Below are 24,603 nucleotides of genomic sequence, written 5' to 3'. Positions count from 1 at the left end.
TTTCCAGGTGGATCTATTACAGGAGCACCAAAAATAAGAGCTATGGAAATAATTGAAGAGTTAGAAGGCTTAAAAAGAAATATATATACAGGAGCCATAGGATATTTTGATTTCAGAGGTAACAGTGATTTTAATATAGCTATAAGAACAATATTAAAGAAAGATAATAAGGCATATTTTGGTGTAGGTGGAGGAATAACTTATGAATCCATTGAAGAAGATGAATATCTAGAAACACTAGATAAAGCAAAAGCATTAATGAAGGTGTTATAATGAGAGAAATAAGCTATAATAAAGATTATGTAAAGCTTGATGGTGGCTTTTATTTTGCACAGGGAGTTTTTGAAACAATTTTAATAAAAAAGGAAGCTATATTTTTAGAAGAACATATAAATAGGTTAAATAAATCCATAGATATAATGAATTTAGGAGAGCATATTGATATTAAATTTATTAAAAATTTTATAAAGGAAGAAAATCTTAAAAATATAGTATTAAAAATTGTGGTAACAGAAAAGAATATAGTTTTCTCCACAAGAAAAATAAAGTATTCTAAAGAAGATTATAAAAATGGATTTAAGATAAAGTTATCATCTGTTTTAAGAAATCCTACTTCTAACATGACTTATATTAAGTCGTTAAGCTATAATGAAAATCTTTATGAGTATAATAAAGCAAATAAAGAAGGGTTTAATGAAGTTGTATTTTTAAATATTTATGGGAATATAGCTGAAGGTGCAACTAGTAATATATTTATTATCAAAGATAAAAAAATTTATACACCAAAGATAAGTGATGGCATATTACCAGGAGTGGTAAGAAATTGGGTAATAGAAAATTTTGAAGTTTGTGAAAAACATTTAAATAAAAAAGATTTATATAGTGCAGATGAAGTTTTTATAACTAATTCAGTTTTAGGGATAATGAAGGTTGTACAATTTGAAGAAAAAAAATATAACACAAATGTGGTAGAAAAAATCAGAAGTGAATATGAGCAATTTATAAATTAGGAGGAACGTTGTATGGATAGAGAAAAGATAATAGCTGGAGCAAAGCTTATACTTGAAGGAATTGGAGAAGATTTAGAAAGAGAAGGACTAGTAGAAACACCTGAAAGAATTGCTAGAATGTATGAAGAAGTATTTTCAGGATTAGGAAAAGATGCAGAAGAAATCCTATCAAAAACTTTTGAAGTGGAAAATAACGATTTAGTTATTGAAAAAGATATTACATATTTCTCAATGTGCGAGCATCATATAATACCTTTTTATGGTAAAGCTCATATAGCATATATACCTAGAGGAAGAGTTGCAGGACTTTCAAAACTGGCAAGAACTGTAGAATTATATGCAAAAAAACCACAGTTACAAGAAAGATTAAGCAGTGAAATAGCAGATGCCATAATGAAATACTTAGATGCAGAAGGAGTAATGGTAGTAGTTGAAGGAGAACATATGTGCATGACTATGAGAGGTGTTAAAAAACCAGGTACAAAAACTGTAACCACATCATATAGAGGTATTTTTAAGGAAGATGCTACATTAAGAAGAGAAGTTATGATGCTATTACAAAAGTAGGTAGATTTATGGAAAGAGTTAATAAGATATTTAATAATATTCTTTATAAGGAGTATTTAAATAAGTTAGAAGCATATGAAGAAAAAAGAGAATTTTGTAGACATAACCTAGAACATTTTTTAGATATGTCTAGAATAGCTTATATGATGGTTTTGGAAAAAAATTTACATTATTCAAAGGAAGTTATTTATGCCATTGGCCTTTTACATGATATTGGTAGGGTAGAGCAGTATGAAAAAGGAATTGGTCATCATATTGCAAGTTTTAATATAGCTAAAGAAATCCTTAAGGATGTAGATTTTAAAGAAGAAGAAAAAACAATGATTTTAGAAGCAATTATAAATCATCGAAATTGTGAAAGTAATGATTTAAACGCTATTATTTATAAAAGCGATAAGCTTTCAAGGGCATGTTATAAATGTAGAGCTGCCAAGGAGTGCAATTGGACTTTAGAAAAAAGAAATTTAGAGATAAAGTACTAAGGTTTAGGGGGAAAAGTTTTGAAAATTAGAAATACTGAATTTAACTTTGGTGAAAGAACATATATTATGGGAATACTTAATGTTACTCCAGATTCGTTTTCTGATGGAGGAAAATTCAATGAAATAGATGATGCATTAATACAAGTGAGAAAGCTGGTGGCTGAAGGAGCAGATATTATTGATATTGGTGGAGAATCTACTAGACCAGGTGCAAAAATTGTTTCCATTGAAGAGGAAATAAGTAGAGTTGTTCCAGTTATTGAAGCTATAAGAAAAGAAATGGATGTAGTTATTTCCATTGATACTTATAATAGTGCTACAGCAGAAGCAGCCATAAAAGCTGGTGCAGATATAATCAATGATGTGTGGGGCTTTAAAAAGGATCAGGCTATGGCAAAGATAGCAACTAAGTATAATGTTCCTTGCATATTAATGCACAATAGAATAGCTAAGCCATATGAAGATTTAGAAAAAGAATTCATCAGTGATTTAACAGAAAGTATAAATATTGCTTTAGAAGCAGGGGTAAAGAAAGAAAATATAATTTTAGATCCAGGTATAGGTTTTGCTAAGACATATGAAGAAAATCTTATGGTGATGAATAACTTAAAATGGATTAAGGATATGGGATATCCAGTACTTCTTGCAACTTCAAGAAAGTCAATGATAGGTTTGGCATTGGACTTACCAGTAGATGAAAGATTAGAAGGAACTCTTGCTACAACAGTAATAGGAATAATGGCTGGTTGTGAAATAATTAGAGTTCATGATGTTTTAGAAAATAAGAGGGTATGTATGATGACAGATACAATCCTTAAAGCAAAGTAAGGAGAAGAAATGGATAAAATATATTTAAAAAACATAGAGATTTTTGCCAATCATGGAGTGTTTCAAGAAGAAAAAACTTTAGGTCAGAAATTTATATTATCACTAGAATTATCTTTAGACTTTCACAAAGCTGCTAAAGATGGAGATTTAAGCGCTTCAGTTCATTATGGAGAGTTATGTCATAATGTAGAAAAAGTATTTAAAGAAGAGGTTTGTGACTTATTAGAAACTTTAGTATATAAAGTAGGAGCCTATGTACTTGACACTTATGAAGTAGTAAAGGAAGTAAAGATATCATTAAAGAAACCATGGGCTCCAATATCAAGACATTTAGACTATGCAGCAGTGGAAACTACAATTGCTCGCCATAAAGCTTATATAGCATTAGGTAGTAATATAGGTAATAAGGAGCAATATATTAGAAGTGCCATAGAAAAAATTAATGAGCTAGAAGGAACAAAGGTTAAAAAAGAATCAAAACTTTTAGTAACTAAGCCATGGGGCAAAGAAGATCAAGAAGACTTTTTAAATGCCGTAATAGAAGTGGAAACATATTTAAAGCCAAAGGAATTAATGGCTGAACTTTTAAGAGTTGAAAGTATCTTAGAGAGAAAAAGAGAAATTAAATGGGGGCCAAGAACAATAGATTTAGATATAATATTATTTGATGATTTAGTAAGTAATGATGAGTTTGTAGTTCTTCCTCATCCATTGATGCATTTAAGAGAATTTGTTTTAGAACCTCTTTGTGAAATAGCTCCATATGCAATTCATCCTTTAAAAAATAAAAGAGCCTTTGAGCTCTTAGAAGAAATAAAATCAATTGAAAATTAATTACTTTGTGCTTTATTTATGACATATACGCAAAAATCATAAATATTATTACGTGCATCAACATTCTTTGTGCTGTCAATAATATCTTCTTGAAATGAACCATCGTAAGGATGGATTGTATCTAAATCTGGAGAATAGGCATTAATAATATATTTTGAACTACCGAAGGAAATAATAAGCCTATATTGTTGTTTGCTTTCTTTAAATTCATCAGGAAGTTCTAATAAATAGTTTTCTGTGTGCAAAGAAGTAAGGAAGGATTCAACAATATCATAATCATCCACTGGTACATCATAATATTTATATAAAATACAATCAAATACTTGCAATGTAAATGAAGGATTTTCCTTAAGTTTGCTATATAATTCATCTGAATAATAGTATGTAGTAGGTTTAGTTTCAAAAGTTATATATTTAGGATCATCTAAAAAGCAACCACATAAAATAAAACAAATGAAAATTGTAAATACTAATTTTATATATTTCATTGTATCCTCCATAATAAAAGTTCTATTTATATTTATTAAACATTAAGTATATTTAGAACAGATTTATTTTAGTTAATGAAAAGAGCTATACCTTGCATTTAGTATAGCTCCTTTTTACGATTTTTTGAGATGTTATTCATCAACTTGTTTAACCATGCATATAAGAAAACCTACTGTGGTTAATAAAAGATTTCTTATATCGGCTGTTGCTGGTGTATTTTGATTAATAGGAAGCCAAGTCATTAAAATTATTGCCCCTAAAGTTATAAAAGATATAAACCCTGCAAAGTATATTTGGCTATTATAATTAACTATATTAAAGTGATTTTTACACTGTTGTCCAAAAAAATATCCAAAAATTGATGACATAGTTGAACGAATGGTAACTTCAGAAGGGGAGGAACCTTCTAAATTAAATAACATTACACAGATAGTTTGAATTAAACAAACAGTAGCTAATATCAATAAGATTTTTGCTGCGTTATTTAATTTAGATAATGTGACTAAAACTTTTATTGTGAACTTTTTCAAAATATCACATCCTAAATTAAATATCCGTAAATAACATAAGAAAATTATGTTATTTGTTAATATAATATGTTGAGATTATATAAAATGTGCACATAAAAGTAATAAAAAAAAATAAAATTAATAAAATTAAATAGAATAATACGATAAAGAGGTTATGATGAAAATTATAGCTACTATGGGGCCAAGCTCCATGAAAAGTCAGGTCTTAAAACAGTTAATTACCTCAGGATTAGAAAGCATTAGACTAAATTTTTCACATTTTCATGATGAAGAATTTCATAAGATAGTATCAGAAGTACGAAATATTAATAACAAGGTTGAAATAATTGGAGATTTAAGAGGACGTAAAGTAAGAGTAAGTGAAAAAGTTTTTTCAACATATAAGATACATATGGAAGATATAGTATATTTTTGTGGAGAAGATATGTATGATTATTTATTAAAAGATGAAAGGCTTTTAAAGAGTTTAATTCCACTTAATATTAATAGTAGTAATATAAATAAAAATAAAATAAATAAAATATCTATGAAAGATGATACCATGAATTTTGAAGTTTTAGACCAAAGTAAAGGTATAATTAAATCAAGAGTACTAAATGAAGGGATAATTAGAGGTGGAAAAGGATGTAATATTCCTGAATTAACCATAGATAGCCCTGGATTAAGCATATTAGATAAAGAAAGTATAATTTGGGGATTAAATCACGACTTGGATAGTTTTTGTCAATCTTATGTAGAGAGTGAAAAAGACATTATAGAGTTAAAAGAATTTGTGGAAAAAAATAATAAAAGGAACAAGGAGATATTATATTATGGTAAAATTGAAACGGAAAAAGGCATTAACAGTATAGAAAAAATTTGTGATAGTGTAGATGAAGTTATTATTGCAAGAGGAGATTTAATGCCAGAGTGTGGAATTGAAGATGCTGTGAAAAATCAATATATAGCGATAAATAAGCTAAAAGAAAAAGGTTATGAAGATAAAATAATTATGGCAACTCATTTATTAGATAGCATGATTAAAGGTAATAGAGCAAAATATACAGAAGTAGAAAGTATATTTAGTTTTATAGTAAATGGAATCAATGGTTTTTTATTAGCAGGAGAAACATCTATAGGAAAATACCCAGTGGAAGCTTTTTTATTTTTAAAAAGTCTTATAGAATACTATGCTTAAACAAATTTTACTATATTTATAATAACACCATATTAAATGATATAAAAAACCATTTTTAAAAATAATTAATAACTTATATTGCAAAATGTGGACTAAGGTAGTATAATATATTCAACAGATAAGAAAAAATGGAGAGTTGAGGTTATTTTAATGAATGGAAGTTTAAGAAGTATATTATATTTAGCAACAACTATAGCTATATTAGTTTTAGTATTTAAATTTGTAAGTTTTATGTTACCATATGTATTAATAGCTGCTTTAATAATTTTTATATATAGAAAGATTAAAGGTACATTGGATTATAAGAAAGAAAAACATGAACAAGGAAGCGTATATACAACAAAACCATCAGAGGAAGAAAGCTCATTTGATTCAGAAGATGGAGAAATAATTGATGTAGATTATAAAGATGTAAAATAGTAAAATCAGCTGAAAAGCTGATTTTTTTGCTTTATAGAAAATTTAAAAGCTATTGATGGAATAAAAATATTAAGGGAAATTTTGATAATATTATAAAACAATTGTATAATAAAGGAAATAAGGGGGTGTATTTATGAGCAAAATAAAAATGATTAATCCATTGGTGGAAATGGATGGAGACGAAATGACTAGAGTAATATGGGGCATCATTAAAGAGGAACTATTAGAACCTTTTATAGAACTGAAAACAGAATATTATGATTTAGGATTAAAACATAGAAATGAAACAGATGATAGAGTTACTGTAGAAGCTGCTAAAGCCATTAGAAAATATGGTGTAGGTGTCAAATGTGCCACAATAACTCCAAATAAAGATAGGGTAAAAGAATATAACTTAAAAGAGATGTGGAAAAGTCCCAATGGAACAATAAGGGCTATTTTAGACGGAACAGTATTTAGAAGTCCCATAATTATAGAGTCTATCAAGCCATATATTAGAACATGGCAACAGCCAATAACCATTGCAAGACATGCCTATGGTGATATATATAAAGACGTAGAGATGAAAATTACAGGCTCTGGCAAGGCAAAACTTGTATTTGAAGATAATAATGGAGAAGTAAGTGAAGAACTTATCCATGATTTTCATGAAAAAGGAATTGTTATGGCAATGCATAATAAGAAAGATTCCATAGAAAGATTTGCTAGAAGTTGTTTTAATTATGCCATAGATACTAAGCAAGATTTATGGTTTTCTGCCAAGGATACAATTTCTAAAAAATATGACCATACTTTTAAAGATATATTTGCAGAAATTTATGAAAAGGAATATAAAGAAAGATTTAATAGCCTTGGAATAGAGTATTTTTACACTTTAATTGACGATGCAGTTGCAAGAGTTATAAAGTCAAAAGGTGGATTTATTTGGGCACTTAAAAATTATGATGGTGATGTAATGAGTGATATGATAGCAACAGCTTTTGGCTCACTAGCCATGATGACTTCCGTTCTTGTTTCACCAGAAGGGTATTATGAATATGAAGCAGCTCATGGTACTGTACAAAGACATTATTATAATTATTTAAAGGGAATAAGCACTTCCACTAACTCTATAGCTACAATTTTTGCTTGGAGTGGTGCTTTAAGGAAAAGAGGAGAAATGGATGAATTAAAAGAGCTTGTTACCTTTGCACATAATTTAGAAAAAGCATCTATTGATACCATAAATTACGGTGTCATGACTAAAGATTTGGCACTTCTTACAGATCTAAAGGATGTAAAAGTTACTGATACAGAAGGATTTATTAAAGCTATAAGAGAAAGATTGGAAAAATTACTGTAATTACTGAAATAAAAGGGGATGTGGCATTAAGAATAAATACTACAATATATTGTGTATAAAAATTTTAGTGCGACATCCACTTTTTCATTGTTTTTATACCAGTTATATGAAAAGTTTAATCATTAACTTAGTGTTACCATTGGTGAGTGGAAACCATTTTCTAAAATGCCCAATTACCATTTTTAAATACAGAAACCTCTGTTCCATCATTAGTATAACCTGTTACTTCTAAATCAGCTGTTCCAATCATAAAGTCTACATGGATTAATGAATCGTTAACACCAATTTCTTTTAATTGTTCTTCACTTAAATCTTCAGAATTTTTTATACATGGATAAGCTCTACCAAAAGCAAGGTGACAAGCTGCATTTTCATCAAATAACGTATTGTAGAATATTAAGTTAGAATTTGATATTGGTGAATCGAAAGGAACTAAGGCTATTTCACCTAAATATCTTGCACCTTCATCAGTGTCAAGAAGTTGAGATAATACTTCTTTTCCTTCCTTAGCATCAAAATCAACAGCTTTTCCATCTTTAAAAGTTATTGAAAAATCATTAATTAAATTACCATTGTAGCTAAGTGGTTTTGAAGAAAATACTATACCATTAACGCCAGTTTTCTTAGGTAAAGTAAATACTTCTTCTGTAGGCATATTGGCATTAAATAAGATGCCTTTTGTATCAGCTTCTTCTCCACCAGCCCAATAGTGATTTTCAGGAAGTTCTACAGTTAAATCAGTACCATTGCTACTTTTTAAATGTAAAGATTTAAAGTTATGATTGTTCATAAAATCAAGATTTTTGGCAAGATTAGCATTATGTTTATTCCATGCTTCAACTGGATCATCAGCATCTATTCTAACTGCACTAATTATAGCTTCTCCTAATTTCTTTAAAGCTTCATCATCATTTGCATCTGGGAAAACCTTCTTAGCCCATGCAAGAGTAGGGTAAGACAATACACACCATCTAACTTTATTAGCTGTTGCTGCTTCAGAATATTCTTTTAAAGCTATACTTCTTGCTTTAGAGTAAGCAGCTATATTTTCAATAGGTACACCATTAAAGGCATCAGGATCGGAGGCAGAGATAGAAATAAAGCATGCACCGTTTCTAGCATAATAGTTATATGTCTCACCAAACCATTCAGGTAAGTTAGATAAAGTAGCTACAGAATTATTTGATAATCTTATTTTGTTAAGTTTTGCATCATTATAGTTTACAATAACATCTTTAGCGCCTACAGCATAAGCTGCTTCAGCAATAAATCTTGCAAACTCAGCAGTTTCAATAGGACTATTAATACAAAGGGTATCATTTTCTTGTAAGTTAACACCCATTTCCACTGCAAGTTTGGCATATTTTTTTAATAATTCAATATTCATATTAAACACCTCTAAGCTTATTTTAAATAAAATATAAATAAGTATACCATAATATGTATATATAATGTTATAAATTTTTAGCCAATTAATAAATATTAAAAAGAATAAATAGATAGTATCATTGATAAAAAATTAAATAACAACTATAATTAAATTAAATAAGATATAGGGAAGGAAAGACAAATGAAAAAGTTATTAGAAAATTTGGTAGAAAAGAATAAAGTTCATGCAAAGGAAGGAAAATTAGCTTCATATATACCTGCACTTATGGAAGCAAATCCAGAAGCAGTAGGGATATGTGTTGTGGATTTAAAAGATAAATATGAGTTTTGGGCTGGCGATAGCGATGTTAAATTTACTATACAAAGTATTTCTAAGGTAGTTAGCTTAATAATTGCTTTAAATGATAATGGAAGAACTAATGTTTTCAGCAAAGTAAATGTAGAGCCTACAGGAATGGGATTTAACAGTATAGTTAATTTAGAGGCAGCCATAGAAAATAGGCCGTATAATCCAATGATCAATGCAGGGGCCATTGTAACTACATCATTAATATTTGGAGAGACTCAAGAAAGGAAATTAGAAAGAATTTTAAATTTCATGAGAAGAGCTACCAACAATCCTCATATAGGTATAAACGAAGAGATATATTTAAATGAAAAAGCTACAGGAGATAGAAATAGAGCTTTAGCATATTATATGAAGAGTACAGGAGCCTTAGAAGGAGACGTGGAAGAAGTACTTGATTTATACTTTAAACAATGCTCCATTGAAGCAACAGCAAGAGATTTAGCTAGATTTGGTGCTGTTATAGCTAATGATGGGGTAACTCCTTGGAGCAATGAAGTTTTAATGTCTAGAGATATATGTAGAATAGTTAAAACAATCATGGTGACATGTGGAATGTATGATGCATCAGGAGAATTTGCTATACATGTGGGTATTCCAGCTAAATCTGGTGTAGGTGGAGGAGTTCTTGCCACTGTTCCAAGAAGATATGGTATAGGATTATATGGACCAGCTTTAGATGCAAAAGGAAATAGTGTATGTGGTCTTCGTATATTAAAGGATTTATCGGAAGAGTTTGACTTAAGTATATTTTAAGGTATTATTTTCCAAGTACATGGATAGTTATATAAATGAAAGAATAGTATAAAAAGATGGAGGATTATATGGAAAAATTATTGATTATAGATTCTGAAAGTCTAATGAAAAGAGCATTTTACGCCATACCTAATATGAGCAATGAAGAAAGCTTATATACCAATGCCATATATGGATTTACTAAGATGCTTTTTCATATAAAAAAGAAAATACAACCTAATTTAATGGCATCAGTTTTAAATAGTATAGGAGAAAATATTCCAAAAGTCCTTTGTGAACAAAAACCATATATAAAAGAAATTTTAGAAAATGCTTCAGCTGTTATATATGAAGAAGATGATATAGATGTATCTAAGACAATTACATCTCTTGTAAATGATGGTAGAAAAAAATCAATGGAAATATACATAGCTACATCAAATAAGACATTATTACAATTAATTGATGATAATGTAAAAGTAATATATGTGGAATCAGGGATAAATAATATAAAGACTTATGATAAAACAATATTTATAGAAGAATATGGCATAGAGCCAATGGAATATATTGATGTACTAGCGCTTAAGAGAAGCAATTGCTTTGGCGAAAAAACAGCTTTAAGCTTAATAAAAACTTATGGCTCACTGGAAGGTATAATAGAAAATAGTGAAAAAATTAATTCTAGTAGAATAAGAAAAGTCATTGAAGAAAATAAAGAAAGTGTACTTTTAAATAAAAAACTTATTTCTTTAAATGGTAATGAAGAAGGAATTACTTTAGTTAATGATAGTAAAGATTATAATGAAGAGGAGCTAACGAGGATATTTAAAGAACTTAATTTAAGTAGTCTTTTAGAAGTTTTAGGTATTGAAAATATAGATGATGTAATGGCTAATGAAGAAATTAAAGTAATTGATAAATTAGATGATTTTAAATGTTTCATAAAAACTATTAAGGAAAGAATATATATTACTTATGAAACATCTAACTCTAATGTGTATTCAAAAATAAGAGTAGAGAATATGTACATTTGTAATGGAGATGAAAGTGTAAAAATAGATTTATCTAGTTTATATGAAGAAAATATATCAGAAACTAATCTTATGTTAAAAGAATTTATGGAAAATGATGACATAAAGAAAGTTGTTCATGATGGTAAGAATTTACTAAAGGCACTAAGCAAAGATGGTACACAAGTTAATGGTTTTGATTTTGATAGTGCTATTGCTGCTTATTTAATAGATTCAGCAAGAGATAAATATAATTTAAATGAACTTATTAATGAATACTTAGAAAAAAATATAGATGAAAAAACATCATCAGCAATTAAATATTTAAGTGAGCTATATGTTTATTTAAAAGGTAGAATAAAAGAAGAAGGTATGGAAGAACTTTATTATAATGTTGAACATCCACTTATAGGTGTATTATCAAGTATGGAAGTAGTGGGGTTTAATGTTAATGAAGAAATACTTGAAAGCTTGGCAGTAAAGTTCAAAGAAGAAATAAAGAATACTGAAAAAGAAATTTATGATCTTTGTGAAGAAGAGTTTAATATATCATCACCAAAACAACTTGGAAAGATATTATTTGAAAAATTAGACCTTCCAGTTATAAAGAAAACTAAGACAGGTTATTCCACTAATGCAGATGTATTAGAAAAGCTAAAAGATAAGCATCCTGTCATTAAAAAAATAATTTATTACAGACAAATAACAAAATTAAATTCAACTTATGTTGAAGGATTAAAAAATGTTATTGATGTTGATGGAAGAATACATTCAAGTTTTAATCAAACAGTAACAACTACAGGAAGATTATCCAGCACAGAACCAAATCTTCAAAATATACCAGTGAAATATGAAATGGGAAGAGAAATAAGGAAGGTATTTATACCTAGGGAAAAAGATGATATATTACTTTCTTGTGACTACTCACAAATAGAGCTAAGAGTATTAGCCCATATGTCAGATGATGCTAATATGATAGATGCCTTTAAGCATCATAGTGATATTCATACAAAGACAGCAGCAGAAGTATTTAAAGTTCCAGTAGAAGAAGTAACATCTCTTATGAGAAGTAGAGCTAAGGCTGTAAACTTTGGTATAGTATATGGAATAAGTGATTTTAGTCTTTCTCAGGATTTAAAAATAACCAGAAAAGAAGCAGCTGAATATATGGCTATATATTTTGATAGATATCCAAAGATTAAAGATTTCTTACAAGGTGCTATAGATAGTGCTAAAGAAGATGGATATGTATTGACACTTTTAAATAGAAGAAGATTTATTCCAGAGATAAAATCATCTAATAAGATAGTGATATCTTTAGGTGAAAGACTTGCTATGAATGCTCCAATACAAGGAAGTGCAGCAGATATAATAAAGCTTGCCATGGTGAAAGTGTACGAAAGATTAAAAAAAGAAGGATTAGCTAGTGAAATAATACTTCAAGTACACGATGAACTTATACTAAATGTTAAGCCAAATGAATTAGAAAAAGTAAAGACTTTAGTTATAGAAGAAATGGAAAATGTATTTAAGCTATCTGTTCCACTAGATGTTGATGTGAACTTAGGTAAAAATTGGTATGAAGCGAAATAGGAGGGGTAGCTTATGATAACAATAGGGTTAACTGGAGGAATTGGTTCAGGAAAAAGTACAGTATCATTTATGCTTAAAGAAGCAGGATTTGAAATTATTGATGCAGATATTATTGCAAGAGATGTTTTAAAAAAATATCCTGAAATTTTAGAAAGAGTTAAAGTTGAGTTTGGTGCTGGATTCTTTGACTGGAGAGGGGAATTTAGAAGAAAAGAATTTGGTAATCACATATTTAGATTTCCAAAGCAAAGAAAAAAATATGAAGAGATAATAATGCCTTATATAAAGCGTGAAATCTTTGAAAGCATGGATAACCATAAGAAGAAAGGAACAAAAATATTAATTCTAGATGCACCTACTTTAATAGAAAATGATTTGCATAAGGAAGTAGATTATGTTATCTTAGTTTGGGTAGATCAAAATACTCAAATTCAAAGAGTAAGGGCAAGAGATGGTATGATTAGAGAAGAAGCTATAAATAGAATTAACTCTCAAATGCCATTGGAAAGAAAAAAGGATTTTGCCAATATAATCATTGAAAATAATGATATATTACCTAAAACTAAGGAACAGGTTGATCTGCTTATTGATTTTTTAAATAGTAATTTGAAGTAGGTAGAGATAATGAATTTAAAAAAAATTATAGCATTTTTACTTTTAGTTTTGCTTGCTTTTTTAGGAATCCAACAAGGTATGAAGAAATATCTTTATCCCTATGAGTATAAAGAATATGTAGAAAAGTATAGCAATGAATATAATTTAGATCCTTTACTTGTTTTATCAGTAATAAAAACTGAAAGTAAGTTTAAGGAAGATTCAACATCAAGTAAAGGTGCTAAGGGCTTAATGCAGATTATGGACAGTACAGGACAGTGGATATCATCTAATGTAGAAATAAGCTATTTTCTTCCTCATATGCTGTACAACCCAGAAATAAACATAATGATGGGCTGTTGGTATTTAAACAATCTCATAGAACAGTTTGGCAATGTAGATACAGCACTGGCAGCTTACAATGCAGGCAGTGGAAATGTCAATGAATGGCTAAAGGATGGCGAATATTCAAAGGATGGAGAGACCTTATACAATATACCATTTGCTGAAACTAAAAAGTATGTAGATAAAATAAAAGTGAGTTATAAAATGTATAAATATTTATATGGTGAAGAGTAAAATATATAAAGATAGATGTGGCATTTTAATTAAGTCACATCTATCTTTATAATTATTAATTAGATTTTTTAAATGTTGCAGTACACCATTCATTAGTTTGATACTTTTCTATAAATTTAAAACCATATTTTTCAACATTGGCTTTCACTTCATCAAAGCTCCATTCAACAAGGCCAGAAACTAAAAGATTACCATTTTTATTTAAATGATTATTGATAAATTCCATAAACATCTTAGTTTCTTCACCACCGATATTAATAAATATCCAGTCATAGAATTCATCAATTTGACTTTCATCTTCTAAAATATTTCCAACAATAGCTTTTATATTATTAATGTTATTTAATGAGGCATTTAGTTCAACTTCATCGGTAATATCTCTAATGTCTACAGCATCAACTTTTTTAGCTCCAGTAAATGAAGCAGAAATGGAAAGTATACCAGAACCAGTACCTATATCTAAAACAGTTTTATCCTTTAGCTCTAATTTATTCAAAATAAGTCTAAGAATGTCTTGTGTTGTTTCGTGGAGACCAGTTCCAAAGGCACCTTGGGATATGAAATTTATTTTATTTTTATTTGGATATTCTTCTTCAGGAGAGGCAATAACCCAAGTATCATCAATATGAATGGCTGGGAATTCAAAGGTAGTATAATCATTAGTATTTTCCTCTAATCCAATATGTTTAACACCAAGGATTGAATCTACAAGCTCTATAAATTCATTTAATTCTCCTTCAGTATCCTCCATTGCAACTTTTAAAGTGATATCTTCATCATCTTTTTCTATATATCCATAACCATAATTATCAGTAGTAATTTCTAAAGGTGCTTCGTAAAAGGCGTTATATATATTATGTATTTGTAATTTTTCCATAGCCATATCTAAATCTTTATATGGAATGGTATATGAAAGTATATACATTAATTATCTTCCTTTCTTATTAAAAGATTTTTTAGATTTACTTGATTTTGATTTAGCTGTAGGTGTATCTTTTTTAGCTTTAACTGATTTGCTTTGTAAAGCTTTTTTCTTTTTAGCTACAGAATATCCAAAAGAGCCTAATGGATTAGTATCCATCTTAAAGTACTCTCCATGACAGTAAGAGATTAAATCAGCTTTTTCAAGATGAATCTTACCTTTTTCATCAAATAAATTTTTATTTACATGTGAACCAACCACTTCAGCAATAAAGCAATCATGAGTACCAAGCTGAAGTACTGTCTTTACTTTACATTCAATGGATACAGGACATTCATCGATATAAGGTGAGCTTACATTAGTTCCTTCTTTCATGGTAAAGTTCATTTCTTTTATTTTATCAACGGTTTTTCCTGAACGTACACCAACATAATCTACAGCTTTTGTAAGCTTAGAAGTAGGCATATTAACAGTAAACTCCATGGTTTCAGATATGTATTTATGTGAAAGACGTTCAGGTCTAACAGAAATAGAAAGCATTGGTGGTTTAGTACATACTGTTCCAACCCAGCCTACGGTAAATACATTGTCTTTACCGTCCTTACCTTTAGAAGTAACCATTACTACAGGAACAGGGTTTAAAATTACGCTTCCTTTTAAGTCAACTTTTTCATTCATCATTTATTAAATCCTCTCGTGTAAATTTCCTTTAGATTATAGCACACTTTTACTTAATTATGAATTATCAATGATAAATGATAAATTTATAAAAAAAGAAATCCCACCTTAGTGAGATTCCTTTCCATAATTACAAATTTAATTGTCAATTAATGATTATCTATAATATCTATTTCTTCTGCTTTTTCTTTTATTCATGTTTATAAGTTTAATAAGAACTACAACTAGTACAATAACTATTACTGTAAATAATAAAGCAGCACCATATAGAGGAAGGTTAGCCTTTAATAAATCGCCAGTTGTTAGAGTAATAGTTCCTTCAACAGTTTCTTCAAATTGTTCTACCTTTAATGTTAAATTAACAGTTTTGTTTCCTGTAAGTTTCCAAGCATTAGTTTCTTCACCTTTATATAATATTTCAGCATGATCATTATTAAAATCATTATTATATAAGTTAATATCTTTAGAAAGAACTATTGGAGCTGTTACTTCTTTAGTAGGCCCAAAGAATCTAAATAATTTATAGTTTAAAGTTACAGTACCAACTTCGCTACCAGATTCTTTATAAAGACTTTCCTTAGCAGTATATCCGTAATTGGCAATTGATAAAGTATCATTAAATACGTTAGTTCCATCAACACCATATTCGGATCCTAAAACAACAGTAACTAAATTTCTACCATCTTTTTGGAAGTATCCTACGAAGCAATGACCAGCTTGATCTTCAGTACCAGTCTTACCACCAACATTTCCATCTTTACCTAAAATTTTATTTCTTGTGTCGATTAAGATAGTAGTACCATCTACAGATACACTTGTTGACTTTTCAGCCATAACATCTTTTATCCAGTCAGATTTGAAAGCTTCCGTTGCAATAAGAGCTAAGTCATAAGCTGTAGTTAGATTATGAGTAGTACTATTAATTTCTAATCCATTTGGATTAATAAAGTTAGAATGAGTAGCACCTAATTCTTTAGCTTTTTCATTCATCATATTAGAAAAAGCATCAACACTTCCAGCTACAGATTCAGCCATCATAACAGAAGCATCATTAGCTGAAAAAATCATAACAGCTTTCATTACATCATCAGCAGAAATTGTATCACCAGCTTTAACACCACCACTAATAAAACCATTAAGAGAGGTTTCAGTAAGGTTTGCTGAATTATTAGTATAAGCTATTAAGTCACTTTTCTTTTTGTTTTCAGCAAAGATTAAAGAAGTAAGTAGTTTTGTTGTACTTGCAGGAGAACGTTCATCATCTGCATTTTTAGAGTAGATTACCTCTCCAGTGTCCATATCCATAACTAAAGCAGAAACTCCTAATATATCTGGTTCAGCTGCCTTTGCATTAACTGAGAATGGTAAAGTAATAGCTACAAGAAGCGACAGTGCAATTGATTTAATAAATTTTTTTCTCATTTTTAAAATCCCCGTTCTATATAAGTAATTTATTTATTATTAAGCCTATTAATCATGTACTCTTTAGCTTTAATTTCAAAGCTATCATCTAAAGGTTCAAGAGTTATTTCTTTACCATATTTTAATGATAGAGCAGTAGAAATGAATCTATCTGCAAGCTCAGGATTTTTTGCTAAAAGAGAACCATGGAAGTAAGTACAGTAAGTATTCTTATAAATACAACCTTCATATCCATCACTTCCATTGTTTCCATATCCATGGACACATTTTCCTAAAGGCTTTAAACCATTTATTTCAGTACGGCCTGAGTGATTTTCAAAACCAACATAATACTCGTTAAAATCTTCATTATATATAACTGTATTGCCGATAAAACGCGTGTCTCCACTTTCAGTATAGATATCTAAGATACCTAAACCATTTATTTTTTCTCCACTTGGAGCAGTGTAATACTGACCAAGCAATTGATATCCACCACAAATTGCAATAAGTACTTTTCCAGCTTCAATATATTTTTCTAACGCATCTTTTTTAGCACCACTTAAATCATTTGATACTATTGATTGTTCAAAATCCTGTCCGCCTCCAAATAGTACTATATCATAATTGTCAACATCAAAAGCATCATTTAAGGAATTATTAAGAATATTTACTTTAATTCCTCTAAGCTCGGCACGATGCTTTAAAATTAATATGTTTCCTACATCACCATATACATTTAATAAATCAGGATAAAGGTGACAAATATTTAAATCCATAGCTAGTCCTCCCAATTACCAAAGATTTTTTATATAGCCTTTAGAGTGTAGATATTTTCTGTAGTTAATCATAGCAGTATACGTAGCTAGAATATATAGCTTGTTACAGCTACCATTTTTTATTGCTTCAGTTAAAGCTTCGTATTGTTCCTCTATGACAAATTTATTAGGATTTAAACCAGCTGTTTTTAATCTAACGGCCATATCATAAGCTCTTAATCCTGAAATATAAACTTCATCTATGTTTGTTTCAGTAAGCTTTTCAAAATCAACATCCCATATCCAAGAAACATCCTGTCCATCAGCATAATTATCATTTAATAAGAAAGCAGCTGCAAAGTTTTCTTTATTTAAGCAGATTGTATCTAAAGATTGATTATAACCTGCTGGATTTTTTACTAAGAATATTTTCACGTCTTTACCTTCTATATTAATGGTTTCTTGTCTACCAAAACTTGAAGATTGATTTTCAAGAGATTTCTTAATTGCTGAATCAGCTATACCTAATTCCTTAGCAATAGAGTATGCACACAATCCATTATAAATATTATAAGTACCAGATTGATTTATAGATACTTCTAAATCATTAAATTTAACAGTTGATTTATCAGCATTTATATCTATGATATCTGTAACAGCATACATTAAATCTGAACGCTTATAACCACAATTTGGACAATAAAAATCTCCTAAGTGATTGTATGTAACAAAATTATACTCATATGGTGTTTTACAGAATTTGCAGAACTTGGCATCTGCATTTATTTCAATGGTTTTATTATCATTAACGGATTTGTCAAATCCATAGAAATGAACAGGATTTTTTAAATCTAATTTCCCAAGCAAAGATTCATCACCATTTAAAACAAGAGTAGTTTCAGGAACATTATAAATTCCTTCTAAAATTTTATTTAAGGTAGTATATACTTCGCCATATCTATCTAACTGATCTCTAAATAAATTAGTAACAGTGATAACTTCAGGAGTTATATATTCTGTTATATATTTTAAATTAGCTTCGTCAACTTCAATAACAGCGTAGTTATCTTTTACTTTGCTACCAAACTTAAAGCTATCCACAAAGGTAGTAACAATACCAGGAAAAAGGTTAGCTCCAGTGTTATTTGTAATAACAGGATGTCCGCTTTCGTTTATAATGTTATAAATCATGCTTGTGGTTGTTGTTTTACCATTTGTACCTGTTACTAAAATTACCTTATATCCTTTTGAAATTTTAGATAAAATATTTTTATCTATTTTTAGGGCAACTCTACCAGGAAAAGTAGTTCCACCTTTTAAAATAGTTTTTGTTAAGAAAAGTGTAAATTTTGCCGATAATATACTGATAATTGTTTTAATACTAATTTTCCTCACCACCTAAATATTATATTTACATTATTAACAAGTTATTAACTTTATAATTAACTTCTTGAATTCTTCTAATAGTATAACATAAACTTTATTAGAAACAAATTTATCTTTAACTTAAATTATAAAAATATTATGAAATTTAATGAAAACGGAGGTGGAGTTCATTTATAGATAAAGAAGAAGTAAAAAGTAACTATTATAAATAAGAAAGTAAATTATTATGAATAATATAATAAAATTAAAAAAATAATAAAGAAAATATAGAAAAAACAATTTAAAAGTGATAGAATATTGTAATAAATACTGTATTTAATGTTATTTAATATTGTTATAGTGATAAATACAATTTAAAAAAGATTAAGTTAGGAGAAAAAATGAGAATTGCAATATGTGAAGATAGTAAATTACAATACCAAGTACTTGAGAATCAAGTGCTTAAGTGGGCAAATGACAGAGAAGAAGCTATTGACATAGAAGGATTTGAAAGTGGAGAAGAGTTTCTATTTAAATGGCCTGAAGATTGTGATTTTGATTTAGTGTTATTAGATATAAATATGAGAGGAATGTCAGGAGTACAATTAGCGAAAGAAATAAGAAAGCAAGATAAAGATATTCTAATTATATTTATAACGGCAGAAGTAGAACATGCATTAGAAGGATATAATGTAAGTGCTCTTAATTATTTATTAAAGCCTGTGAAGGAAGAAGCTTTATTTAAATGTTTAGATATTTCTTCAGAAAAAATTAAAGAAAATTCAAGTAATGCCAAGTATTTAGTTTTTTCAAAAGGAAGAGAACAAATAAAAGTTGATATAAATAAGATAATTTTCATTTCAGCCTTTGACCATTATGTGGATATTCATTATGATAATGAAATTATTACTATTAAAAGTAAAATTGGTGATATGGAAAAAGTATTAGAATTTAGAGAAGAATTTGTAAGATGTCATAGATCTTACATAGTTAATATAAATAATATAGTAACTTTAACTAAGAAAAGTGCCATATTAAAAAATAAAATAGAGCTTCCAGTGAGTAAAAGTAAATTTGAAGCTGTAAGTGAAAAATTCAAATTAATATAAAAGTACATATTATGATAATTCCCGAAGGAATATAATTGCAAACATGAATGATTATATTTTTTCGGGAATTATTTTTAATAAAAGAATAAAAACACAAAAAACGACATAAAAATATAATTTACGAATAATTTTTAAAATTTAACGAATGTTTTAATAAAACTAAAAAAAAAGATTATATAATTAAGTCAACAGGTGAGAGAAAACAAAGGAAAAGAAAAACTCACCCAAAAATATTAAAAATAATGAATAAATTAAATCATTTAGGGGGATTTTAAATTATGAAAAAGAAATTTTTATCATTAATGATGGCAGCAGCAGTTGTTGCTACAACTTCAGTAAGTGCATTTGCAGAGGTGGTGAGAGATAATGTTACTTATCCGGACTCAGCGAATGTAATAACTAGTGATAAACAAGAAACTACATCTAACGTAACAATAAATGGGAACATTCAAGATGAAAAAGGTAATGATGCACCTTCAACTTTTAAAGTAACAGTTCCTACTGCAGCAAGTTTTACAGTGAATAAAGCAGGAAGTCTTGTTGGTCCAACATTGACAGTTAAAAATGAAGGAAAACAAGAGGTTGAAGTTTATGCACAAAGTTTTTCAGCCGGCGATGGGAATATACAAGTTATTTCTGAAGATACAATAAAAACAGATACAGCAAAAGAATCTGCTACTTTAGATAGAAGTTCGGTATCATTAAAATTAACAGGGAATTCTGGGCAAACAGCGTATTTAGGAGCGGCTACAGGTATTAGAGCTGGGGTGTATGGTCAACCAGGTTTAAATGCTGAACAAATTTCTCAAGATGGAATCTTGTTAACAACTTTAGCTGGCGGAAGTGAAGAAACACCATCAACACAAACTATAAGAATGGAAGGAAGTGCAGGTAAGAATACTGTTCCAAAAGCGGTATCAGATACATTTACTTTAACATTAAAAATTAAGAAGGTTGTTAAAGCTTAATATAAAATATTAAAATCCATAATAAATTTATTTTATTATGGATTTTAATCCATAATAAAATAAATTTAGGAGGTAATTATGAGTGATGAAATTAAGAAAAATAATAAGCCTAAAATTATAGTAATGATATTGGTGTTTTTTGTTTTAGCTACAGGGATATATGTTATCTTTAATAAAAAAAATAAAACAGAAAATGTTGAAGGGGCAAGTGTTTCTGGATATATACTTGAAGATGGTGCTGAACCGGGATTAACAGAGGACGAAATAAGAGAGTTATTACAAAGACAAGTAGATGAGTCAAGTATTTCTTTTAGTATTTCTTCTGATCCAATATTTAAAGGAAAGAAGGCTTTTTTAGTTATGGCTAATCCAAGATATAATGCTTATGATATTGATTATGTTATAACTGTTGATGGAAAAGAGCTAATAAGAACAGCTAAAATAGCACCAAATCAATATATTGAAGAAGTTGAACTTAAAGAAGCTTTACCAAAAGGTAGCTACATTGGTGAAGCACTTATAACTGGTTATAATAAAGAAACTGGTGCAGAAGTAGGGAAAACTATAGTTGAACTTAATATAACTTCACAATAATTTATGTTATTAATTTAAATAATGTGAATTTTGGGGGGAATTATGAAAAGAAAAGAAATTTTAGTCTTAATAGGAGAAGTGTTAGGAAGTAGGGCGGTATACTCTGTAGCGTCTTTGGTTATTACCATATCTATGCTTTCAGGCATTACAATTATATTAAGAAATGATATAAGAGATATAAAAAACTATGTTCAGTCAGTTGTAGATAAAGATCCTAATTATAAAGAAGTTCATGGGCAGGTAAGTGGTAGTGAAAATGTTATTAGGGGAAATATAGATATTGAATCTATTTTAGCTAAAGAAGATAAGAAAACAGAAGATGCTAACACTTCTAGTAATATTAGTAGTGGGTATGATAATTATACACCTACTCAAACTGTTACTGGTGAATCAAGTAATAAACCATCAAATATTGCAAATAATTCTTCTGTAAGTGGAGAAACATCATCTGGTATTACTAGTAATAATAAACCTTTAAATAATGATGGAAATGTTAATACTAATGATAATACTAATAATAGTAATGATTCTCAAAAAGAAGAAATTAATGATAGATCATCTTTTAATGGTAAAGATGTAATGGTTTCAGAAGGTGAGCCTTTTAATCCAATGAATGCTTTACAATTAGCAGCTACAGATATTAATGGTAAAAATATCACTAATAAAATAGTTATTACAGAAAATAATGTAGATACATATAAACCAGGATTATATACTGTAAAAGCTAATGTAACATTAAGTAATGAAAATACATTAGAAAAAGAATTTTTAGTAAGAGTAGAACCTACAATATTAAATTTAGCAGTAAATGATTTAAAGATATCTAAAGATATTTTAGAAAAAAATGAACATTTCAATTTAACATTTGCAGTTAAATCATCAAAAAGTTATTTAGAAGTAGCTTCTGTCAATATAAATAATAAAGATTATACAGTAAATAAAGTTTCTAGTGGTTCTTTTTTAAGGAAAAGTGATAAATATGAAGTGAATTTAGTAGCACCAGTTAAAGGTGGAACAGAAAAAATTCAAATTAAAAGTGTAACTATGTCTGATGGAACTATAGTAGATATTGATAAAAGTATTGAGATAGAAATATTAAAAGAAGAAGCTCAGATAACAGATGTAGTTATAAAAAATATAAGTAATGAGCAAGAAAAAATATCATTAGAATATAACTTAAATGATATTGATGAAACTATAGATAAGGCTATGCTTTATTTATACAATGAAGAGAATATTATAATTCAACAAGAAGAGCTTGAAAAGAATAATAAATCTAATATCCAATTAAATATAAATGAAAATGGAATGTATAAAGTTGAAATTAGAGCTTATTATAAAGAAGATATAAATACTGTTAGTGATTTTCGTTTAGAAAAAGAATTGTTTGTAGAAAATATTGAAGTAAGTAAATTTAATAATGAATTATTAAATGAAAATGAACAAATATCTATGGCTTCAATTGATTATGAACAAGAGTCTATGGTTAGAATGAGTATTTCTGAAAATGAAGAAAATAATGAAGCAAGTTATAGACAAGTAAATATCAATCTTGCTTCTGTAGAAGGAGAAAGTCAAATAACTGGACTAGATAATCAAGAACAAACTCAAGATGTTAAAATTACAGGAAATGTAATGGATGATAAAGGTAACATGCCTGTAGCTAATTTTAAAGTTACTGTTCCAACAAGTGCTAGTTTTACTGTTAATAAGAATGGAACTTTAGTAGGACCAAGTTTGCAAATAAAAAATGAAGGTACACAAACAGTTGAAGTTTATGCACAAAGTTTTTCGTGTGTAGGAAGTGGGGATATAAATATTGTTGGTGAAGATGTTATAAATAGAGCCAATAATTCTAGTGATATAAGTGGTGCTTTAGATAGAAGTACAATATCGTTAAAGTTATTAGGAGAGTCACAACAAGTTGCATATTTAGGCTCAAATAATGGAAAAAGTGGTGTGTATAACAGTTCGAACTTACAAAATGAAGTAAGTAGTGGAATTAAGCTATTAACTTTAAATCCAGGTACAGAAAGTCAACCGGAAATTAAGATGATAAGAGTTGAAGGTATGGCAGGCAGTAAAGAAATATCGAAAGCTGTATCAGATAAATATACATTAACTTTAAAAATAAAAAAGAAAGTTAATGTATAAATATAATATAGATTATTATTTTAATCGACTTAATATGAAAGTGTTAAGTCGATTTTATTTAATGTTAAAGATAAAATTTATAAGAAAAATATATATAAATTAACGAAATAAAAAAAGAATTTACGAATATTTATTTAAGAGTATTTAAAAATTTGTTAAAATTGTGATAAGATTTTAGAATGGCATAAATTATAAGTATAATTTATAGGGGCATGAATAATGAAGAGAGATAAAATTATAGAAAAAATAAGAGAATTTTATAAACATAAAAAGAACTACTATATTACAGGGGGAAGTATAATTACTATTGCTTTTTTAGGGACAATAATTGTGAAACCCAGTTATATAGAAAAAACAAATTTTTATATTAAATCTTTAATAGATGGAGATCCTAATTATGAACAAGTGAAAGAAAAAGTAGCATTGTATGCTTTTAGAAAAGAAATTAGCCTTAAAGAATTTAAAGAAGGAACTATTGTAAAGAAAGAAGATGAAGTAAAAGGTCCAATTACAGCTTCTGCTATTAAAAGTGGATTTGATAGTTTCACACCATCAGAAGTTCCAAAAGATGATACGACTACAGAAACTTCCACTTACAGTAATAATACTTTAAACAATGGTAGTAGTTCTAATAATTACTATGTAGAAGAAAAGCCATCATATAATAATAATAACAATAACAATAATATTTCATCAGGTAATGGTATTGATAAAAATGAAACTATA

26 protein-coding genes are annotated in these 24,603 nt (G+C 28.3%); 18 read left to right on the top strand and 8 right to left on the bottom strand.

Annotation, left to right across the window (positions count from 1 at the left end; all coding sequences use genetic code 11):
- The 6 genes from Q5O29_RS10070 to folK form a co-directional block, all read left to right on the top strand.
- A partial coding sequence (locus Q5O29_RS10070; RefSeq protein ID WP_302632123.1) for a chorismate-binding protein occupies positions 1-273 on the top strand: 273 nt, incomplete at its 5' end.
- Positions 273-1,010 carry an aminotransferase class IV gene (locus Q5O29_RS10065; RefSeq protein ID WP_022212816.1) on the top strand — a complete coding sequence of 246 codons (738 nt, stop codon included), beginning with the start codon at positions 273-275 and terminating at the stop codon, positions 1,008-1,010. The genes Q5O29_RS10070 and Q5O29_RS10065, both read left to right, overlap by 1 nt.
- Before the next feature lie 12 nt (positions 1,011-1,022).
- Positions 1,023-1,577 (top strand): GTP cyclohydrolase I FolE, encoded by a 555-nt coding sequence (gene folE / locus Q5O29_RS10060; protein WP_022212815.1) that lies wholly within the window; start codon positions 1,023-1,025, stop codon positions 1,575-1,577.
- A gap of 8 nt (positions 1,578-1,585) precedes the next feature.
- Positions 1,586-2,059 carry an HD domain-containing protein gene (locus tag Q5O29_RS10055; protein WP_022212814.1) on the top strand — a complete coding sequence of 158 codons (474 nt, stop codon included), beginning with the start codon at positions 1,586-1,588 and terminating at the stop codon, positions 2,057-2,059.
- An 18-nt stretch (positions 2,060-2,077) separates the two neighbouring features.
- Positions 2,078-2,887 (top strand): dihydropteroate synthase, encoded by an 810-nt coding sequence (gene folP / locus Q5O29_RS10050; RefSeq protein ID WP_022212813.1) that lies wholly within the window; start codon positions 2,078-2,080, stop codon positions 2,885-2,887.
- A 9-nt stretch (positions 2,888-2,896) separates the two neighbouring features.
- Positions 2,897-3,721, top strand: coding sequence for a 2-amino-4-hydroxy-6-hydroxymethyldihydropteridine diphosphokinase (gene folK, locus Q5O29_RS10045; protein ID WP_022212812.1), 825 nt, complete (start codon positions 2,897-2,899; stop codon positions 3,719-3,721).
- Here folK and Q5O29_RS10040 read toward each other — a convergent pair.
- Positions 3,718-4,209 (bottom strand): DUF4883 family protein, encoded by a 492-nt coding sequence (locus tag Q5O29_RS10040; protein WP_022212811.1) that lies wholly within the window; start codon positions 4,207-4,209, stop codon positions 3,718-3,720. The genes folK and Q5O29_RS10040 overlap by 4 nt on opposite strands.
- A 132-nt stretch (positions 4,210-4,341) precedes the next feature.
- Positions 4,342-4,740, bottom strand: a complete 399-nt coding sequence (locus Q5O29_RS10035) for a hypothetical protein (RefSeq protein ID WP_022212810.1) — start codon at positions 4,738-4,740, stop codon at positions 4,342-4,344.
- Between the two features lie 157 nt (positions 4,741-4,897).
- On the opposite strand from Q5O29_RS10035, the gene Q5O29_RS10030 reads away from it, so the two are divergent.
- From Q5O29_RS10030 to Q5O29_RS10020, 3 genes are all read left to right on the top strand, one after another.
- The gene (locus tag Q5O29_RS10030) at positions 4,898-5,917 is read left to right on the top strand and encodes a pyruvate kinase (RefSeq protein ID WP_022212809.1); all 1,020 of its coding nucleotides are present in this window, start codon (positions 4,898-4,900) and stop codon (positions 5,915-5,917) included.
- Between the two features lie 150 nt (positions 5,918-6,067).
- Positions 6,068-6,337, top strand: coding sequence for a hypothetical protein (locus Q5O29_RS10025; protein WP_022212808.1), 270 nt, complete (start codon positions 6,068-6,070; stop codon positions 6,335-6,337).
- A 133-nt stretch (positions 6,338-6,470) separates the two neighbouring features.
- On the top strand, positions 6,471-7,679 hold the full coding sequence (locus tag Q5O29_RS10020) for an NADP-dependent isocitrate dehydrogenase (protein WP_022212807.1): 1,209 nt from the start codon (positions 6,471-6,473) through the stop codon (positions 7,677-7,679).
- Positions 7,680-7,839: 160 nt separating this feature from the next.
- Here Q5O29_RS10020 and Q5O29_RS10015 read toward each other — a convergent pair whose 3' ends face one another.
- Positions 7,840-9,066: an aminopeptidase gene (locus tag Q5O29_RS10015; RefSeq protein WP_022212806.1), complete on the bottom strand. Its 1,227-nt coding sequence runs from the start codon at positions 9,064-9,066 to the stop codon at positions 7,840-7,842.
- Between the two features lie 183 nt (positions 9,067-9,249).
- On the opposite strand from Q5O29_RS10015, the gene glsA reads away from it, so the two are divergent.
- The 4 genes from glsA (at position 9,250) to Q5O29_RS09995 (ending at position 13,928) form a co-directional block, all read left to right on the top strand.
- Entirely contained in the window at positions 9,250-10,170 is a 921-nt protein-coding gene (glsA, locus tag Q5O29_RS10010) for a glutaminase A (protein ID WP_022212805.1), read from the top strand.
- Positions 10,171-10,238: 68 nt separating this feature from the next.
- On the top strand, positions 10,239-12,755 hold the full coding sequence (gene polA / locus Q5O29_RS10005) for a DNA polymerase I (protein WP_022212804.1): 2,517 nt from the start codon (positions 10,239-10,241) through the stop codon (positions 12,753-12,755).
- A 12-nt stretch (positions 12,756-12,767) separates the two neighbouring features.
- Entirely contained in the window at positions 12,768-13,370 is a 603-nt protein-coding gene (coaE, locus tag Q5O29_RS10000; protein ID WP_022212803.1) for a dephospho-CoA kinase, read from the top strand.
- A gap of 9 nt (positions 13,371-13,379) precedes the next feature.
- Positions 13,380-13,928, top strand: coding sequence for a lytic transglycosylase domain-containing protein (locus Q5O29_RS09995; protein WP_022212802.1), 549 nt, complete (start codon positions 13,380-13,382; stop codon positions 13,926-13,928).
- A gap of 55 nt (positions 13,929-13,983) precedes the next feature.
- Here the strand turns inward: Q5O29_RS09995 and Q5O29_RS09990 are convergent, their stop codons facing one another.
- From Q5O29_RS09990 to Q5O29_RS09970, 5 genes are all read right to left on the bottom strand, one after another.
- Positions 13,984-14,853 (bottom strand): 50S ribosomal protein L11 methyltransferase, encoded by an 870-nt coding sequence (locus tag Q5O29_RS09990; RefSeq protein WP_022212801.1) that lies wholly within the window; start codon positions 14,851-14,853, stop codon positions 13,984-13,986.
- 3 nt (positions 14,854-14,856) lie between these two features.
- Positions 14,857-15,528: a flavin reductase family protein gene (locus tag Q5O29_RS09985; RefSeq protein WP_302632131.1), complete on the bottom strand. Its 672-nt coding sequence runs from the start codon at positions 15,526-15,528 to the stop codon at positions 14,857-14,859.
- A 156-nt stretch (positions 15,529-15,684) separates the two neighbouring features.
- The gene (locus tag Q5O29_RS09980) at positions 15,685-16,950 is read right to left on the bottom strand and encodes a D-alanyl-D-alanine carboxypeptidase family protein (RefSeq protein ID WP_022212799.1); all 1,266 of its coding nucleotides are present in this window, start codon (positions 16,948-16,950) and stop codon (positions 15,685-15,687) included.
- Between the two features lie 29 nt (positions 16,951-16,979).
- Entirely contained in the window at positions 16,980-17,708 is a 729-nt protein-coding gene (locus Q5O29_RS09975) for a type 1 glutamine amidotransferase (RefSeq protein WP_022212798.1), read from the bottom strand.
- Positions 17,709-17,723: 15 nt separating this feature from the next.
- Entirely contained in the window at positions 17,724-19,082 is a 1,359-nt protein-coding gene (locus Q5O29_RS09970) for a Mur ligase family protein (RefSeq protein ID WP_302632115.1), read from the bottom strand.
- 371 nt (positions 19,083-19,453) lie between these two features.
- Here Q5O29_RS09970 and Q5O29_RS09965 point away from each other — a divergent pair, with 371 nt between their 5' ends.
- From Q5O29_RS09965 to Q5O29_RS09945, 5 genes are all read left to right on the top strand, one after another.
- On the top strand, positions 19,454-20,161 hold the full coding sequence (locus tag Q5O29_RS09965) for a LytTR family DNA-binding domain-containing protein (RefSeq protein ID WP_022212796.1): 708 nt from the start codon (positions 19,454-19,456) through the stop codon (positions 20,159-20,161).
- Positions 20,162-20,439: 278 nt separating this feature from the next.
- Positions 20,440-21,129, top strand: coding sequence for a hypothetical protein (locus Q5O29_RS09960; RefSeq protein WP_022212795.1), 690 nt, complete (start codon positions 20,440-20,442; stop codon positions 21,127-21,129).
- Positions 21,130-21,207: 78 nt separating this feature from the next.
- Complete coding sequence (locus Q5O29_RS09955; RefSeq protein ID WP_022212794.1) at positions 21,208-21,723, top strand: hypothetical protein; 516 nt, start codon at positions 21,208-21,210, stop codon at positions 21,721-21,723.
- Between the two features lie 42 nt (positions 21,724-21,765).
- The gene (locus tag Q5O29_RS09950) at positions 21,766-23,877 is read left to right on the top strand and encodes an immunoglobulin-like domain-containing protein (protein WP_022212793.1); all 2,112 of its coding nucleotides are present in this window, start codon (positions 21,766-21,768) and stop codon (positions 23,875-23,877) included.
- 219 nt (positions 23,878-24,096) lie between these two features.
- Positions 24,097-24,603 (top strand): hypothetical protein (locus Q5O29_RS09945; protein WP_302632111.1); only part of this gene is annotated, 507 nt, incomplete at its 3' end.

Origin of the sequence: Clostridium sp. CAG:265, from assembly GCF_000436575.1 — a bacterium.
Lineage (GTDB): Bacteria > Bacillota > Clostridia > Clostridiales > Clostridiaceae > Clostridium > Clostridium lentum.
The sequence above is the reverse complement of the archived record's forward strand: the minus strand, read 5'-3'. Positions and strand labels throughout refer to the sequence as shown.